This window comes from Nonomuraea sp. NPDC049158, assembly GCF_040648335.1.
GTDB lineage: Bacteria > Actinomycetota > Actinomycetes > Streptosporangiales > Streptosporangiaceae > Nonomuraea.
On record NZ_JBEZDM010000004.1, the window covers coordinates 425,594 to 442,150 of the forward strand.

A 16,557-nucleotide genomic window follows, 5' to 3' on the forward strand; every position below is an offset into this window, starting at 1 on the left:
CGATGGGCGGTCCGATACCGTCGCCGGGTGCTACTAGATCGGCCGCCACGCACCGCGTGACCTTCCGCCCGGAGATCCAGACGGTCGCGCGGTCGCTGGTACGAGTCTCGGGGCAGTGGAAGATCCGGCCGCCGGCTGGTTCATGACTTCGCTGTAATACGTCCATATTTTCGTGCATATCAGGTGGTGAAACATACTTCGTGTAATGTGAGACCGGGTTCGTGTCGACGACAACCCCCATGCGTGAGGTCTGATTGGGGGGTGCGATGACCGTGAACGGCGAGGCGGCCGAAACGTCGGAGCGCCTGCTGTACGAGGACGACCAGCTGCGCATCTCCCAGCGGGCCAGGTGCGAGGTTCCGGCGCTGGCGCTGCGTGGCGAGATCGACATCACCAACAGCTGCGCCCTCGCCCGGACCCTGGCCGCCGCCCGCGAGGGCGAGACGCACATCATCGTCGACACCGGTGAGCTCACCTTCGTCGATCTGTCGGGCCTGCGCGTGCTGGCCATGCCGACGCTCGACCCCGCCGAGCGCTGGATACGCCTGCGTAACCTCACGCCGTTCCAGCGGCACATCCTCAATCTGCTGGGATGGTACTGACAACACAGTCAGATGATCATCGCCGCCGAGGTGCCCAGGCCCGTCGGGCCGCCCAGCCGCCACTCGGGCGGCCGGTGGTGGCGGTGCAGTGACGCCTCGTCATAGCGACGGCAGTCGCGATGCCACCTGAGGATGCCCGCCATCCAGTCGCGCAGCTCCGCCACGTAGCCGTTCACGGCCGCGCGTGCCTCCTCGTCCAGCCGATGGTCGTCGTACATGACCGGGAACTCGTGCGCGAAGACGTGCTCGAACTCCTTCATCCGGGATGTCATCAGGTCGGAGACGATGTCGAGCGCCGCCGGGTAGTCGCAGTCGAAGAAGTTCTGGACGACCAGCACGCCGTTGTGCAGCTCACCCTCGAACTCGATCTCCTTCTGGTACGAGAAGACGTCGTTGAGCAGGGTGGCGTAGTCGGCGGCGGCGTTCTTCAGCGAGATCATCGACCCGGCCCGATGGACCTCCTCCGGGATCTCCTCCCCATGGGCCAGGCGGCACAGGCTCATGGTCAGGTCGGAGCCGAAGGTCGTCCGCCGCATCTCGATGTAGTCGACAGGGTCGGGTACCCGGTTCAGGAGCTGGTTGTCCAGCTCCCACAGCCAGGACAAGCACATGTCATCGATGGCAGCGCGGAACCTGCGCCGCTCGGTCATGCTCATCGGCCCCGCCGTACGGGCCCAGAGATCGGACAGACCACGCTCCAGGGCGGTCGCCGGCGCCGGGGGAGCCGAGCCGTCGAGCGGCATGAAGGCGCCGAACCGGTCGACGGTGGCGCGGGCGGCGGCCAGGTTGCGGGAGCGGCCGAAGACGACGGGAAAGTAGTCGTCGCCGTACGTCCCCCACGCCAGCCAGGCCGAGGCCAGATCCAGCTCCGCCGGCGTCCCGTCGGGATGGATCCCGCAGGCGCACAGCGCCAGGTCGTAGTCGACGAGCTTCTCCTCGTCCCAGACGGCCGAGCCGGTGACGCCCGGCTGCGCTTCGAGTATCCCCATCGCGCGCGCCCAGGCGACCAGGTTCAGGCGGGCGGCCTCCAGGTGGGGCGAGCCGCCGACCTTGAACGGCATGTAGAGGTCGGGGATCCGCGACGGGCCGACGGGCGTGTGCGGGACGTGGGTGAAGCTGCGGATCCGCTTCGCGCCGAGCAGGTCGACGATCGAGGTCGTACCCAGCGGTCTGCGGGTCGCGCGCTCGTTCATGTACCGGCTGGAGGCCATGTGCCATTCGTGGCCGCCCGACTGCCAGTCCTGCAGCCCCTTGACGTAGGCCAGCACGCCCGCGCAGGAGAGCGGGTCGAGACCCTGCTCGACGAAGAGCGGGCCCAGCTCGGTGAACACGGTGTGCTCGAACTGCTGCAGCCGCGAGGTGAGCAGGTCGTTGACCGCGTCGGCGGCCTCCTGCGTGGTGCAGCCGAGGAACTTCTCCAGCACCAGGACGCCGTTGCTCAGCTCGCCCTCGTCCTGGGTCTCCCGCTGGTAGGAGAACAGGTCGTTACGCAGGTGCACCGCGTCGGCGAAGGCGTCGCGCAGCACCCGCATCGGCCGGGAGCCGGCGACGCGCGCCGGGACCTCGGCGCCCACGGCGTGCTCGACCAGCCCGGCCGACCATGGCGCCCCGCCGACCTTGCGCCGCATCTCGATGTACTCGATCGGATTGGGCACCCGGCCCGCGTTGATGTTGGACAGCTCCCAGAGCGACTCGTTCAGCAGGTTGCGGGTGCTCTCGGCGAAGCGCTCCCGCCAGGCGAGCGACCTGGCGGGGACCGTACGGGCCCACAGGTCGGCCAGCCCCGCCTCGACCGGGTTGGTCGGCTCCGGCATCGCGTACGACAGGTCCATCGGCATGAAGGCGGGCAGCCGGTCCAGGTAGCGCTTGCCGCCCTCACGGTCGTGGCCGCGCTTGAAGGCCTCCAGGAAATGGTCGTCGAAGAAGAAGACCCAGACGTACCAGTCGGTGATCAGCGAGAGCTCGGCGCCGTCACAGTCGGGATGGGTGTAGCCGCACAGCAGGGCGTAGTCGTGGGCGTCGAGGTCGGACTGCTCCCAGATGCCCGAACCCTCCAGCATGCCCATGCCGCGCGCCCACTGCCTGGACTGTGTACGCGCCTCCTCGACGTGGGGGTTGAGGCGGGCCGGATACGGAAGGTAGAAGTCCGGCAGCTCGAATGGCTGGGCCGCCTCCCCGTCCACGGAACGCGTCATCAGCCCATCACCTCGACGTTCTCGAGCATGCCCAGCGCGTCGGGCAGCAGGACCGCGGCCGAGTAATAGGCGCTGACCAGGTAGGACATGATCCCCTTCCCGTCGATGCCGGCCAGGCGCACACTGAGCCCCGGCTGGTACTCATCCGGGATGCCGGTCTGGTGCAGGCCGACGACGCCGGAGTCCTCCTCGCCGGTCCTGAACGCGAAGATCGAGGTGGTGCCCTCCCGGCTGATCGGGATCTTGTCGCAGGGCAGGATCGGCACCCCGCGCCAGGCCGTCAGCCTGCTGCCGTCGAGCTGGACGGTGTCGGGGTAGACGCCGCGCGCGTTGCACTGCCGGCCGAAGGCGGCGATGGCACGGGGATGGGCCAGGTAATAACGGGTCTTCTTCCTGCGGCTGAGCAGTTCGTCGAGATCGTCGGGCGTAGGCGGGCCGCCGTACGTGGAGATCCGCTGCCGGGCATCGACGTTGTGCAGCAGCCCGAAGTCCCGGTTGGTGACCAGTTCGTACTCCTGGCGTTCGCGTAGTGCCTCGATGCTCAGCCGGAGTTGCTGGTCGAGCTGGTTCATCGGCTGGTTGTACAGGTCGGAGACTCTGCTGTGCACCCGTAGGACGGTCTGGGCGAGGCTCAGTTCGTACTCGCGGGGGCTGAGTTCGTAGTCGACGAACGTGCCGGGTAGCACGGGCTCGCCGTGGTGGCCGGCGGCCAGCTCGACCGCCGCCTCGCCGTGCTTGTTCTGCGGCCGGTCCCGCCGGGCCCGATGCGCCGCGATCTGCGCTCGCAACGTCGGCCAGACGGGCATCAGCGCGCGGATCACCGCCCAGGGTAGAACCAGCACCGTGCAGGCGGTGGCGGCCCTGAGCGTGTACGCCCACCGGTCCTCCCGCTCGGGGAGGTCGTGGCCCGTGTGATCGCCGTCCGCCAGCGTCTCCCGCAGGACGCTGGTGCCATACGGGCCGGTCTGCAGCTTGTCGGCCTTGCCGTGGGCGAGGAGAAGGAGGGCGTCGGCCGGGCGGCCCTCCTGCACGATCGTCTCGCCCCGCGCGTATTCCCGCTGCTCGAACTCCCCGGCCAGGGTGTCGAGCAGCGGGTCGCCGTCGAACCTGTGCAGCAGCGGCAGCTCGGTCAGGCTGGGCGGGATCACCCGCGTCGTGGCACCCGCGCTGGCGAAGCTGACCCGGCCGCCGCCGACCTGATAGGTGAGCCGGCGGTTCACCCGGTAGGTGCCGGCTGCGGTTTGTACCCACGGAAGCGCCCGCAGCAGCCAGCGTGAAGAGATCTCCCGCATCTGCGGGGCAGTCTTGGTCGTGGTGGCGAGCCGGCGTGCCGCCTCCGTGTCCAGGCTCTGCCTTGAGTCCCGCTGGTCCAATTCCGTCAACCGAAACACCGCCAATCATTGGGCCGGGTGAACCGATCCGCTCTCAGCTGCCGAGTGCGACGTCTTCGAGGATGCCGAGCGCGTCGGGAACGAGGACGGCCGCGGAGAAGTAGGCAGTGACCAGATAGGAGATGACGGCTTTCTCATTGATGTTCATGAAACGCACCGACAAGCTGGGCTGGTATTCGTCGGGGATGCCGGTCTGGTGCAGGCCGACAACGCCCTGGTTCTCGTGCCCGGTACGCATGAGCAGGATGGAGGTCGTCCGGGCGCCGGTGATCGGGACCTTGTTGCACGGGAAGATCGGCACCCCGCGCCAGGCCGGGATGCGGTGCCCGTTGACCTCGCTGGCCTGCGGGTAGATGCCGCGCTTGCTGCACTCCCTGCCGATGGCCGCGATGGCCTGCGGGTGGGCGAGGAAGAAGGCGGGCTCCTTCCAGACCGTGGACAGCAGGTCGTCGAGATCGTCGGGCGTGGGAGCGCCGCCGCGGGTGCGGATGCGCTGGCTGAAATCGGCGTTGTGCAGCAGCCCGAACTCACGGCTGTTGATCAGCTCGTGTTCCTGGCGTTCGCGTAGTGCCTCGACGGTCAGCCGGAGTTGCTGGTCGAGCTGGTTCATCGGCTGGTTGTACAGGTCGGAGACCCTGCTGTGCACCCGTAGGACGGTCTGCGCGACGCTCAGTTCGTACTCGCGCGGGGTGAGCTCGTAGTCGACGAACGTGCCGGGCAGTGCGGGCTCGCCGTGGTGGCCGGCGGCCAGCTCGATCGCCGCCTCGCCGTAGGCGTTCTGGGACCGTCCTTCGGCGTCCCGCGTGCTGCGCAGGTGGGCGCGGAGCGCGGGGGAGCGGTCGAGGACCGCCTGCAGGTTCGGCCGCGAGAGCGTGAGCACGGTGCAGGCGGTCTTGGCCTTCGCCGTGAACGCCCACTGACCCGGCTCGCCCAGCACCTCCTCGCCGAAGTGGTCGCCGTCGGCCAGCACACCGAGGTTCTGCTCGTCGTCGTAGGCGCCGCGGCCGGTCTTGGACACCCGGCCATGGGCGATCAGGACCAACTGGTCGAGGGGCGCGCCCTCACGGACGATCTCCTCGCCCGCCTCGTACTCGCGCTGGCTGAACCCGTCGGCGAGCGACTGCAGGACCTCGGCGTCGCTGAAGCCGCGCAGCTGATGCAGCTCGGTGAGCTCGGCGGGGATGACGCGCACGTCCGCGCCACTGGTGGTGAACGTGATGCGACCGTCGCCCAGGGTGTAGGTCAGCCGGCGGTTGACCCGGAAGACGCCACCGGAGGTCTGCACCCACGGCAACAGCTTGAGCAGCCAGCGGGAGGTGATCTCCTGCATCTGCGGGGCGGTCTTCGTGGTCGTCGCCAGGTTCTTGGCGGCATCGGTGCTGAGGCTGAGCTGCTGGCCGTTGGCCTCGGTCGACTCGGTCGACTCGGTCGTTTCGGTCATCGTGCACCACCAATCTTTAGAGGGTTTGCTAGCCGGGGTCTCGAGAGGTTCGGAGTTCGGGCGGAAGAGAGAAGATCAGGGTCTCTTCGGTCAGCGTCACCGGCTCCACGTCGGCGTAGCCGCGGGCGGCCAGCCAGGCCAGCAACTGGGTGACCAGCTCTTCTGGGACCGAGGCGCCCGAAGTCACGCCGACGGTCCGCACGCCGTCGAGCCAGCGCTCGTCGGCCTCGCCGGCCCGGTCGACCAGGTGGGCCGCCCGCGCGCCGGCGTTCACGGCCACCTCGACGAGGCGCCGCGAGTTGGAGGAGTTGGCGGAGCCGACGACGATGACCAGCTCGCACTGGGCGGCGATCCTGGTGATCGCCTCCTGGCGGTTCTGGCTGGCGTAACAGATGTCGTCGCTCGGCGGGTCGATGAGCTGGGGGAAGCGCTCGCGCAGCCGGGCGACGGCGTCCATGGTCTCCTCGACCGCCAGCGTGGTCTGCGACAGCCAGCTCATCCTGGCCGAGCCGGTGTTCGTCAGCTCGTCGGGCCGGGCCGGGTCGACCACGTGGATGCGGTCGGGCGCCTCGCCGACGGTGCCCTCCACCTCCTCGTGCTCCGCGTGGCCGATGAGCACGATCTCGTAGCCCGACTCGGCCAGGCGTACGGCCTCCCTGTGCACCTTGGTGACCAGGGGGCAGGTCGCGTCGATCGTACGCAGAGCGCGACGGTCGGCCTCGTGCTTGATCGCGGGGGAGACGCCGTGCGCCGAGAAGACGACCAGAGCGCCCTCCGGGACCTCGTCGAGCTCATCGACGAAGATCGCGCCCCGGCCGCTGAGGTCGTCGACCACGTAGGTGTTGTGCACGATCTGTTTGCGCACGTAAACGGGTGGTCCGTAGCGTCTGAGGGTCTCCTCGACGGTGTCGATGGCACGTTCCACACCAGCGCAATAGCCGCGCGGGGCCGCCAGAAGTACTCGTCCCATGATGTTCGCTCCTACCGGTCCCGGTGCGCGAGCTGGCCGGTCAGCACGGTCAGCGCCTCGCGTGCCTCGGAAGTGATGGGCGCCGCCTCCAGCGCCTTGGCGGCCTCGCGCACCCGCTCGTCGATCATGTCCTCGACCTCGGCCAGCGCGCCGGTGTCGAGCAGGATCCCGCGCAGCTCCGCCGCCCGCTCCTCCGTCAGCTCCTGGTTGCCGTGCCAGTTGCGCAGGTAGGTGAGCTGCGCGGGCGTCGCCCGTTTCAGGGCATGCGCGAACAGGACGGTGTTCTTGCCCTCGCGCATGTCGTCGAGTGCCGACTTGCCGGTGTCGGCCGAGGAGCCGAACGTGCCGAGCACGTCGTCGCGCAGCTGGAACGCCTCGCCGATCGGCACGCCGAAGCGCGAGTAGGCGTCGAGCAGGCCGGGACCCGCGCCGGCCAGGGCGCCGCCGATCTGCAGGGGGCGCTCGACGGTGTATTTGGCGGTCTTGTAGCGGATCACCGTCAGCGCCGCCGACACCGTGGCCCCCGCTCGGAGCTGGCCGAGGATGTCCAGGTATTGGCCGCTGATGACCTCGGTGCGCATGGCGTCGAACACGTGGTGGGCGCCGTTCAGCCGGGCCGGCTCCACACCGCAGGACGACAGCAGCGCGTCCGACCAGGCCAGGCTGAGCGCGCCGAGCAGGATCCCGCCCGCCTGGCCGAACGCCTCGGCGCCCGGCCCCTCGTGCAGGTCGGCCAGGCTGCGGTGGACCGTCGAGCGGCCCCGGCGCATGTCGCTGCCGTCCATGATGTCGTCGTGGATGAGCAGCCCGGCGTGGCAGAGCTCCAGCGCGGCCGCCGCGCTGATGATCTCGTCGCAGTCGTCGCCACCGGCTCCGCGCCACCCCCAGTAGCACAGCTGCGGGCGGATCCGCTTGCCGCCGCTGAGGATGAAGCTCGTCAGCAGCTCGTACGCCGCGGCCACGTCAGGATCGGACACCGGCGCGCGCCAGTCGTCCAGGAATCCATTGAGCCGTTTGTCGATGCGAGGTCCCACGGGGTCTTGCCATCCGCCGACCGCCATGCTGCTGGGCTCCTTCTGTAAAGCGTCCGCCACCAATAGTTACTCATCCAATACGGAGAGTGTAAAGTGCCTTTTTGCTGACTCTCGGAGCGACGGGAGGTGCCCGATCCGCTCACTCATCGGGCGAGTTGACCGACCCTGAAAACCGCAGGCGCACGCAGCACGGAGGGAGATCGCCGCCGATGCTCGTCACGGGATGACCAGGGGTTGTTTCCTGGGGGAATGCCGGTTGACGGTGTAATGCCCGGAGCGACGGGCAGGGCGAAGGGTTGTCATGGGTCCCGGAAGCGAGGCCGGAGTGTTGACGTGGTCATACCCCCGGCGGATATGAGGAGCTTGTCATGCGCACCCTGCTGGCCCAGTCCTTCACCCTCGATGAAGTGACCGGGCTACGCCAGTCCGTGGCGGAGCGGGCGGCGGGCTGCGGGCTGAGTGGCGCGCGGCTGGAGGACTACATCCTCGCCGTGCACGAGAGCGTCATCAACGCCGTGGAGCACGGCGGCGGGCACGGGCGCTTCACGCTGTGGACGGGCGACCGGATGCTCCGCTCGGAGACCATCGACGAGGGCTCCGGCATCCCCGACGAGTACGTCGACGAGCACCGGCGGCCGCCCGACATCGCCTACACCGGCCGGGGCATCTACCTCATCCGCACCCTGTGCGACGGTGCCAGCTTCCACACCGGCCCCACGGGCACCACGGTCCGGCTCATGATGTGGCTGCCGCGCCTGGCCCACGTCGCGCTGCAGCGCGCGCCGACCAGACGGATCAGGGTGGCGGCCACGAGCGGCGGCAAGCAGCAGCACCACGGGTTTCGGACGTAACTATTTATCCGATATCAACCAAAATTCAACCATGTCACAGCATGGTCATCCTCTGTGACTACGCAACAGCTCTCTCAAGAGCTAACTGATATCCCTCCTCGCCCTCCGGCGGAGCAGGAGGAAGCGTCCGGCAGCGTCGTGGGGATGCTGGAGCTCATCGGCTCCGTGGTGGTCCCGGTGGGCGTCGGGCTCTACGCGATGCTGTATCTGGGCATTCAGCAGATGTACTGGGTCTTCGACATCAATCCCGAACAGGCGGGGATCGATCAGTCCGTCCTGCTCGGGCGGCTCATGGGCACGCTGATCATGCTCCTGCTCATCCTGCTGCCCGTGATCGGGGTCCTGGTGGCGGTGGGGTGGCTGCTCGACAAGGTGACGCGCGGCGCGGTGAACCGGCTCGTCCAGGCCGTCAGGCGGCGGCCGTGGATCGCGGCGGTCATCGCCGCCGCCTGGTGCGGGGTGACCTATCTCAGTACCTCCTACCTGTTCACGCTGGAGATCTCGCCGTTGCACGTGCTGGGCGCCCTGGTGCTCGGGATCCTGGCGTTCGTGGTGCCGTTCCGGCTGCTGCGCCGCAAGCCGGTCGGGCGGGCCGGGATGAAGGTGCTCGTAGGCGCCCTCACCGGCATCGGGCTGGGCATGCTGCTCCTCGTCGGCCTCGTCATGGGTGCCGGGGACGTGCGTAACACCGGGCAGGCCAATGACCTGCTGAACATGGTGGGGTTCCAGGACCAGTGGGTGGTGGTGAAGGACGGCGACGACAAGCCGCTCTACGACGGGCGCGACCTCATGCTGCTCGGCGAGAGCGACGGCACGTACGTCTTCTACGACTGTGACTACATGACCACGTTCCGGCGACCGGCCGAGTCGACGAACCTGGGGGACATCCGCCTCGATCCCGAGCGGGAGCCGGGCTACACCTGCGGGAGCCTGGTCAAGGACGAGGAGGCCAAGCCCAAGAAGAGCTGACCCGTCAGGCCGCCCCGGATCCGCCGTTGCCCGTGAGGGGACGGCGGTGGGGAGGCTCCGGCGGGGACAGCGCGGCGGTGAGTGCGTCCTGGAGGGTGGTGTGGACCGGCAGGTGCTCGCCTATCCGGGTGACCTCGACGATCCGGGCCGGCATGGGCTGCAGCGCGGCCAGGCGGACGCTGCCACCGTGCTGCCGGGAGAAGGTGTAGGTGCCGAGCAGCAGCCGGAGCCCCGCACTGTCCATGAAGTGCACTTCCGCGAGGTCGAACACGAGGTGGTCGCCGGGCCGCTGGCGGCACTCCCGGATGAAGGCGTCGAGCCTGCTCTCGTTCGTGGCGTCCAGTTCGCCGCCGACGGCGATCACCGTCGCGCCGGGCAGGTGCTGGCAGGCGTAGGTCAGCCAGGACATGGGGCGGTCCATCGGCCACGCATGGCAGCGAGCAGACGCGGCCGCATAGGGGGATAGCTCGCCATGCCTGCACGATAGTCGTTTCGTCGCGGGATATCGCCTTACTGACGACCGAACTCCCCTCTTTCTCCGAACAGTAATTTGCCCCTTGTTTAGCTATTTATCCGTCCAAAGCACTACCCAAGGCGGACCCAAACCTCGCGTAGAAGGTGTGGTTTTGTGGGGTTTGGGGGTATTCGTTCACATTGAGCCCGGTTGGCGTGCCCACCGGGCGACGGACGAGACTCGGGGGGATCGCCGTGGCCATGCAAACAGAGATCCGCAGCCTGCTCGGCAGCCGTGTCATTGGCGCGGACGGCGAGGAGATCGGAAAGGTGGGGCAGGTCTATCTCAGCGACAGCACGGGCGAGCCCGAGTGGGTGACCGTGCGTACGGGGCTTTTCGGGGTGAGGCAGACATTCGTCCCGTTGATGAACGCCCGCCGGTCGGGTGAGGAGATCCGCGTTCCCTTCGACAAGGACACCATCAAGGACGCGCCCAACATCGACATCGACGGCCGCCTCTCACTGGAGGAGGAGGCCAGGCTCTACCGGCACTACGGCATCCGGCCCACGGGCGTGCCGTCGCAGCGTACGGCCGAGCCCGGCACGAGGCCCGGCGGCCACGAGACGCACGACGAGGGCGACGACACGAACGGGACGGCCCGCGTACACATCTACAAGTATGTGGAGGTCGAGGTCGTCCAGGAGTCCGTGCCGCTCGAAGGGGAGGAGACGGCGGCGAGTCCCGTCGACTACCTGCGCAGCCTGCGCGGGAAGAAGCGGCCAGAGGGCGCCGGCCAGGGCCGCGGTGAGCGGTTCGAGGCGGAGCGGCGCGAGCCGGAGCGCATGCCGCTCGACAGCGGCGACTACATGAACGAGCACGACGAGGACGCCCCGCCCCCCTGACATGAGGGTGACGAGGGCGAAAGCGGGTGGTTGAGCGAAGGCCCAGGCCGAAGAATCGGCCTGGGCCTTCGTCATGGCCGCCGGGCGACGGACGGGCAGGCGTACGTCAGGTGACCGGCGGACGAGCGGCCGTCAGGAGACGGACGGGTAGGCGCTCGTCAGGAGACGGGCGGGTAGGCGTTCTGGAGCAGTTGGCGGAACTGGGCGGAGAACCACTGGCCGGACAGCGGCGCGTTGGGCAGCGCGCCCGTCAGGTTGTGGCCGTTGAGGTCGTTGCCGGTGTAGGTGGGGTCGCACATCCGGTCGAACTTCTTGCCCTCGTCGTTCGGGATGTCCGTGCTGGCGCCGTCCGACTCGCCGGGCGGCTTGACCCACACATAGGCGTCCAGCCCGGAGTCGGGGTTGGCGGTCGGCCGCGCGCCAAGGCCCGCGCCGCTCTGGTTGCACCAGTTGCCGGCGTGGATGCGCCGGTCGATGCGTGACTGGTCGACGAAGGTGTTGAGGTCCGTCGAGGTGCTCGGGCCGCTCGGCCGGGCGCTGCCGCCCCAGCCGTTGCGCGAGGTGTCGATCAGCATGCCGAGCCCCGGCTTGAAGCCCTTGCCGATCAGCGCGGTGCGCAGGGCCTGGGCGAAGGACGTCTCGTCCACGTACCAATTCCAGTCGACCCACTTGGACTGCCGGACCGAGGTGCCGTTCACCGTGGAGTTGATGGTGAAGTACAGCTCCTTGGTCGCGGAGGTGTTCGCGGTGTTGACGATGAATCCGTCCACGCTGTCCACTCCGGCGGCGGCACCGGCGGCGGTGGAGTAGAAGAGGTTGACCGACGGGTTGAAGTTCGAGTCCCAGCCGAGCCACGCGTGGTGGGCGGCGTCGATGTAGGTGTAGACGTTGGACATCGCGTGCAGCTTGTTCAGTGCGTACTGGACGCCCTGGACGTAGGCGCCGGTGGAGTTGGCCTCGGCGCACTTGGGGAAGTTCAGGTTGGTGATCAGGTTGGGCAGCGAGTCGGGCTCGATGATCGTGACGATGCGCAGGTTCGCGTACTTCGAGTCGCTCATGATGGCGGCGATCGGGTCGATGTACTCGGTCTTGTAGCGGTTGAGCCCGTTCTCCGCGACGAGCAGTTCGCCGTTGGAGGCCAGCGCCGAGCAGTCGCGGTTGGGCAGGTCGTAGATGACGAACTGGACGGTCAGCGGCGCGGAGCCGTTGGCGGCGTCCTGCGTGACGGCCGCGTCCAGATGCGCCCGCAGGCCCATGACCGACGAGCTGCCGGCGATGGCGGCGATGCGGTCCAGCCACACGGCGGTGGAGGTGTTGGCCACCGCGGCACCGCCCGGCTCGGCCGCGGCCTTGGCCTTCCAGTTGGGGTTGACGTAGCCGGTGGCGCCCGCGTACGGGTTGTCGACGTGCCCGGGGGGCGGCGTCCCGTCGTCATCGGCCTCGGTGGCGGTGACCGTCCGGCTGGTCAGACCGCTGGAGGCGACGGTGAAGGTACGCGTGCCATTGGTGCTGTCGGAGTCCTGGGCCGCGCCCACGGTCACGGTCTGTGCGGTGTTCCAGTTGGCGGAGGTGAAGGTGAGCGAGCCGCCCGAGGTCACGGTGAGGTCGGCGTCGCCGCTGCCGGCCGTGGAGGTGACGGTCAGGTTCGCCGACGGCTGGATGGCCGGCTTGACCGTGTAGGTGGCGCTGCCGCCTTCCGGTACGGTCACCGCGGTCGGGGTCACGACCAGTGACTGCGTCTGCGTGGTGTCGTCGTCGACCTCGGTGGCGTTGACGGTGGCGGCGGTGACGCCGGTTCCGCCGACGCTGAAGGCCGCCGTGCCGTTGGTGGTGTCGGAGTCCTGGGCCGCCGCGAGAGTCACGCTCTGGGCGGTGTTCCAGTTGCTCGGGGTGAAGGTGAGCGAGCCGCCGGAGCTGACCGTCAGGTCCGTGTCGCCGCTGGTCCGGGTGGTGGCGACGGTCACGTTGGCGGTGGGCGCGGCCGACAGCTTGGCGGTGAAGGTCGCCGTGCCGCCCTCGTTGACGGACACCGAGCTCGCGGAGGTGACGACCGAGGGCGTCGTCGGATTGCCGCCGCCACAGGTCACGTTGTTGACGGAGAAGGAGGTGGGGTTCGGGTTGCTGCCGCTCCACGAGCCGTTGAAGCCGATGTTGGTCGAGGCGCCGGTGGCCAGGTTGCCGTTGTACGACAGGCTCTGCCCGGTGACGCGGGTCCCGGTCTGGCTCCAGTTGGCGCCCCAGCCGCTCGGGGTGTACTTCTGCCCGGCGGTGGGGAAGTCGAAGGCCAGCGTCCATGCGGTGAGGGGGTCACCGAGGTTCTTGAGTGTGATGTTCGCGGTGAAGCCGCCCTGCCCCGGACTCGTCGTCCACGTGTTGGGCGTGTAGGCGACGTCACAGGCGACCGCGGCCTGTGCGGCCGTGGTCTGGCCGGCGACGAGCCCTAAGGTCGCCAGGCAGGCGGCGGTCGCGGTCACGGCCCATCTGCGCAGGCCGCGGTGGAGTTTCACGAGCAATCATCTCCAGGAGCTAGAGCTGACGTGTGGGAGCGCTCCCATACTGAGCCGTGCTCACGGGTGTGTACAGGGTGCGGTGAAGAGCGGCTGAGCCGCCGACCCGGCATGCTCGCCGAATGTCGCGGAACGTCCATGAAACTTTCATGCCACGCAGCCAGGTGAGAGGAAATATGCGGGTCACCGGGACGGCATTCCGTTGACATCTCCATACGGCCACCCACAATCCATTTTGGGAGCGCTCCCACCCCCTACTCCCATGGAGACCTCGTGTCGTACACAATGCTCGCGCGCCTGAGAAGGCGGCTCGCACCGGCTTTTGCGCTTGTCCTCATAGCCGGGGCGACCACCGCGCTGACGGCCACGCCCGCCAGCGCGGCCGTCGCCTGCGAGGTGACGTACACCACCAATGACTGGAGCCCCGGCTTCACCGCCAGCGTCACCATCAAGAACACCGGCGACCCGATCAACGGCTGGACGCTCGGCTTCAGCTTCCCCACGACCACGCAGAAGCTCAGCCAGGGCTGGAGCGCCACCTGGGCGCAGAACAACCAGGCCGTCACCGCCAAGAGCCTCGACTGGAACGGCAACCTGGCGACCGGCGCCTCCGCCAACATCGGCTTCAACGGCACCTTCGTCGGCAGCAATCCGAAGCCCACCGCCTTCACCGTCAACGGCGTCACCTGCGGGGGCGCCGGCGTCAACAAGCCGCCGACCGTGGCGCTGACCTCGCCGAGCGCCGGACAGACGTTCGCGGCGCCCGCCACGGTGCCGATCGCCGCGACCGCGGCGGACTCCGACGGCACGATCGCCAAGGTCGACTTCTACCAGGGCGCCACGCTGCTGAACAGCGACACCGCCGCCCCGTACGCCTACAGCTGGCCGAACGTGCCGGCGGGCAGCTACTCGATCACCGCCAGGGCCACCGACAACCTCGGCGCCACCACCACCTCCTCGCCCGTCGGGATCACCGTGACGGCCGACAACACGCCGGCGCTCGTGGTGAGCCCGACGAGCCTGGCCGTGCCGGAGAAGGGCACCGCGACGTTCGGCGTCCGGCTGTCGCGGGCGCCCACCGGCAACGTGACCGTCGCCACCGCGCGGACCAGCGGTGACACCGACCTCACGGTGAGCTCGGGCGCCAGCCTGACCTTCACCACCGCCAACTGGAACACCGCGCAGAACGTCACCCTGGCCGCCGCCGACGACACCGACACGACCGCCGGATCGGCCACCTTCACGGTGAGCGCCAGTGGCTACAGCCCGATCGCGGTCACCGCCACCGAGGCCGACGACGACCTGCCGGGTGGCGACAACGAGTACGTCAGGCGGTTCACCGAGCTCTACAACGAGCTGCACGACCCGGCCAACGGCTACTTCTCGCCCGAGGGCGTGCCGTACCACTCGCTGGAGACCTTCATGGTCGAGGCGCCCGACCAGGGGCACGAGACCACGTCGGAGGCGTTCAGCTATTACCTGTGGCTGGAGGCGGTCTACGGGCAGATCACCGGTGACTGGGCCAAGTTCAACACCGCCTGGGCGACGATGGAGAAGTACATCATCCCGGCCACGGCCGACCAGCCGACCAACTCCTTCTACACCCCGTCGAAGCCGGCCACGTACATCCCCGAGTCCACCTCGATCAACAACTACCCGTCACCGCTGGACACCAGCGTGAGCGTGGGCAGCGACCCGATCGCCAACGAACTGAAGAGCGCGTACGGCACCAGCGACATCTACGGCATGCACTGGCTGCTGGACGTCGACAACACCTACGGCTTCGGCCGCTGCGGCGACGGCACCACCAAGCCCGCCTACATCAACACCTACCAGCGCGGCCCCGAGGAGTCGGTCTTCGAGACGATCCCGCAGCCGTCCTGCGACCAGTTCAAGCACGGTGGGCCCAACGGCTATCTCGACCTGTTCGTCAAGGACAGCTCGTACGCCAAGCAGTGGAAGTACACCAACGCCCCCGACGCCGACGCGCGAGCCGTACAGGCGGCGTACTGGGCGCAGACCTGGGCCAAGGCGCAGGGCAAGGAGTCGCAGATCTCGGCGTCGGTGGGCAAGGCCGCGAAGATGGGCGACTACCTGCGCTACGCGATGTACGACAAGTACTTCAAGAAGCCCGGCTGCACCAGCCCGTCCTGCGCGGCGGGCACCGGCAAGGACGCCTCGAACTACCTGCTGTCCTGGTATTACGCCTGGGGCGGCGCGACCGACGCGAACGCCGGATGGGCCTGGCGGATCGGCTCCAGCCACAACCACTCCGGCTACCAGAACCCGCTGGCCGCCTGGGCCCTGTCGAACGTCGCCGAGCTCAAGCCCAAGAGCTCGACCGCCGCCACCGACTGGAGCACCAGCCTGACCCGGCAGCTGCAGTTCTACACCTGGCTGCAGTCGGCCGAAGGCGCCATCGCCGGTGGCGCGACCAACAGCTGGGAAGGCCACTACGGGACGCCGCCGGCCGGTCTGCCCAAGTTCTTCGGCATGACCTATGACTGGCAGCCCGTCTACCACGACCCGCCGTCCAACCAGTGGTTCGGCTTCCAGGCGTGGACGATGGAGCGAGTGGCCGAGTACTACTACGCCACCGGCAACGCCAGTGCCAAGACGCTGCTCGACAAGTGGGTCACCTGGGCGCTGGCCAACACCACGGTCAACGCGGACGGCAGCTACCAGATCCCGTCCACGCTGCACTGGACCGGCCAGCCCGCGAGCGACTTCAGCTCCGCGAGCGGCATGCCCGCCGCCAACCCGGGCCTGCATGTGTCGATCGTGGACTACACGCAGGACGTCGGCGTCACCGGCGCCTACGCCAAGGCCCTGATGTACTACGCCGCCAAGGCCAACCACACGGCGGCCAGGACCACGGCCAAGGCGCTGCTCGACGGCGTCTGGAAGTACCGCGACGCCAAGGGCGTGTCGGTGCCGGAGACCAAGACGGACTACAAGCGCGTCGGCGACCCGGTCTACGTCCCGCCGGGCTGGAGCGGCACCATGCCGAACGGCGACCCGATCAACTCCAGCTCGACGTTCCTGTCGATCAGGTCCTTCTACAAGAACGACCCCGACTACGCGAGGGTCGACGCCTTCCTCAAGGGCACGGGCCCGGCGCCGGTCTTCACCTATCACCGGTTCTGGGCGCAGGTGGACGTAGCCGTCGCCCTGGCCGAGTACGGGCGGCTCTTCCCGTGATCCGTCCTTCATGATCGCCCCGCCCCGCCGCGTCCTGCCA

12 protein-coding genes are annotated in these 16,557 nt (G+C 68.6%); 5 read left to right on the forward strand and 7 right to left on the reverse strand.

Annotation, left to right across the window (positions count from 1 at the left end; genetic code table 11):
- Positions 1-266 precede the first annotated feature (266 nt).
- On the forward strand, positions 267-602 hold the full coding sequence (locus tag AB0B61_RS12360) for an STAS domain-containing protein (RefSeq protein WP_358431255.1): 336 nt from the start codon (positions 267-269) through the stop codon (positions 600-602).
- Positions 603-610: 8 nt separating this feature from the next.
- Here the strand turns inward: AB0B61_RS12360 and AB0B61_RS12365 are convergent, their stop codons facing one another.
- Genes AB0B61_RS12365 through AB0B61_RS12385 form a run of 5 tightly spaced genes read right to left on the reverse strand, consistent with a single transcriptional unit; the run spans position 611 to position 7,660 of the window.
- On the reverse strand, positions 611-2,797 hold the full coding sequence (locus tag AB0B61_RS12365) for a terpene synthase family protein (protein WP_358431258.1): 2,187 nt from the start codon (positions 2,795-2,797) through the stop codon (positions 611-613).
- A complete protein-coding gene (locus AB0B61_RS12370; protein ID WP_358431261.1) occupies positions 2,797-4,179 on the reverse strand; it encodes a family 2B encapsulin nanocompartment shell protein in 1,383 nt (460 codons plus the stop codon). Before AB0B61_RS12370 ends, AB0B61_RS12365 begins: the two co-directional genes overlap by 1 nt.
- Before the next feature lie 43 nt (positions 4,180-4,222).
- Entirely contained in the window at positions 4,223-5,629 is a 1,407-nt protein-coding gene (locus AB0B61_RS12375; protein ID WP_358431263.1) for a family 2B encapsulin nanocompartment shell protein, read from the reverse strand.
- Positions 5,630-5,657: 28 nt separating this feature from the next.
- Entirely contained in the window at positions 5,658-6,599 is a 942-nt protein-coding gene (locus AB0B61_RS12380) for a 4-hydroxy-3-methylbut-2-enyl diphosphate reductase (RefSeq protein ID WP_358431265.1), read from the reverse strand.
- 11 nt (positions 6,600-6,610) lie between these two features.
- Positions 6,611-7,660 (reverse strand): polyprenyl synthetase family protein, encoded by a 1,050-nt coding sequence (locus AB0B61_RS12385; RefSeq protein ID WP_358431268.1) that lies wholly within the window; start codon positions 7,658-7,660, stop codon positions 6,611-6,613.
- A gap of 341 nt (positions 7,661-8,001) precedes the next feature.
- Here AB0B61_RS12385 and AB0B61_RS12390 point away from each other — a divergent pair, with 341 nt between their 5' ends.
- Complete coding sequence (locus tag AB0B61_RS12390; protein WP_358431271.1) at positions 8,002-8,484, forward strand: ATP-binding protein; 483 nt, start codon at positions 8,002-8,004, stop codon at positions 8,482-8,484.
- Positions 8,485-8,628: 144 nt separating this feature from the next.
- Positions 8,629-9,453 carry a hypothetical protein gene (locus tag AB0B61_RS12395; RefSeq protein WP_358431274.1) on the forward strand — a complete coding sequence of 275 codons (825 nt, stop codon included), beginning with the start codon at positions 8,629-8,631 and terminating at the stop codon, positions 9,451-9,453.
- Between the two features lie 4 nt (positions 9,454-9,457).
- Here the strand turns inward: AB0B61_RS12395 and AB0B61_RS12400 are convergent, their stop codons facing one another.
- Positions 9,458-9,862 carry an STAS domain-containing protein gene (locus AB0B61_RS12400; RefSeq protein ID WP_358431277.1) on the reverse strand — a complete coding sequence of 135 codons (405 nt, stop codon included), beginning with the start codon at positions 9,860-9,862 and terminating at the stop codon, positions 9,458-9,460.
- Between the two features lie 305 nt (positions 9,863-10,167).
- Here AB0B61_RS12400 and AB0B61_RS12405 point away from each other — a divergent pair, with 305 nt between their 5' ends.
- Entirely contained in the window at positions 10,168-10,809 is a 642-nt protein-coding gene (locus tag AB0B61_RS12405) for a PRC-barrel domain-containing protein (RefSeq protein WP_358431388.1), read from the forward strand.
- 158 nt (positions 10,810-10,967) lie between these two features.
- On the opposite strand, the gene AB0B61_RS12410 is transcribed toward AB0B61_RS12405, so the two are convergent.
- On the reverse strand, positions 10,968-13,316 hold the full coding sequence (locus AB0B61_RS12410; RefSeq protein ID WP_358431279.1) for a glycoside hydrolase family 6 protein: 2,349 nt from the start codon (positions 13,314-13,316) through the stop codon (positions 10,968-10,970).
- A 285-nt stretch (positions 13,317-13,601) separates the two neighbouring features.
- On the opposite strand from AB0B61_RS12410, the gene AB0B61_RS12415 reads away from it, so the two are divergent.
- On the forward strand, positions 13,602-16,517 hold the full coding sequence (locus AB0B61_RS12415; RefSeq protein ID WP_358431389.1) for a glycoside hydrolase family 48 protein: 2,916 nt from the start codon (positions 13,602-13,604) through the stop codon (positions 16,515-16,517).
- Positions 16,518-16,557: the final 40 nt, after the last annotated feature.

What these genes read in the sequence shown, in the direction of transcription:
- AB0B61_RS12360 (WP_358431255.1), top strand. Translation starts at nt 267, where the DNA reads ATGACCGTGAACGGCGAGGCGGCCGAAACGTCGGAGCGCCTGCTGTAC.
- AB0B61_RS12365 (WP_358431258.1), bottom strand. Translation starts at nt 2,797, where the DNA reads ATGACGCGTTCCGTGGACGGGGAGGCGGCCCAGCCATTCGAGCTGCCG.
- AB0B61_RS12375 (WP_358431263.1), bottom strand. Translation starts at nt 5,629, where the DNA reads ATGACCGAAACGACCGAGTCGACCGAGTCGACCGAGGCCAACGGCCAG.
- AB0B61_RS12380 (WP_358431265.1), bottom strand. Translation starts at nt 6,599, where the DNA reads ATGGGACGAGTACTTCTGGCGGCCCCGCGCGGCTATTGCGCTGGTGTG.
- AB0B61_RS12385 (WP_358431268.1), bottom strand. Translation starts at nt 7,660, where the DNA reads ATGGCGGTCGGCGGATGGCAAGACCCCGTGGGACCTCGCATCGACAAA.
- AB0B61_RS12390 (WP_358431271.1), top strand. Translation starts at nt 8,002, where the DNA reads ATGCGCACCCTGCTGGCCCAGTCCTTCACCCTCGATGAAGTGACCGGG.
- AB0B61_RS12395 (WP_358431274.1), top strand. Translation starts at nt 8,629, where the DNA reads ATGCTGGAGCTCATCGGCTCCGTGGTGGTCCCGGTGGGCGTCGGGCTC.
- AB0B61_RS12400 (WP_358431277.1), bottom strand. Translation starts at nt 9,862, where the DNA reads ATGTCCTGGCTGACCTACGCCTGCCAGCACCTGCCCGGCGCGACGGTG.
- AB0B61_RS12405 (WP_358431388.1), top strand. Translation starts at nt 10,168, where the DNA reads ATGCAAACAGAGATCCGCAGCCTGCTCGGCAGCCGTGTCATTGGCGCG.
- AB0B61_RS12415 (WP_358431389.1), top strand. Translation starts at nt 13,602, where the DNA reads ATGCTCGCGCGCCTGAGAAGGCGGCTCGCACCGGCTTTTGCGCTTGTC.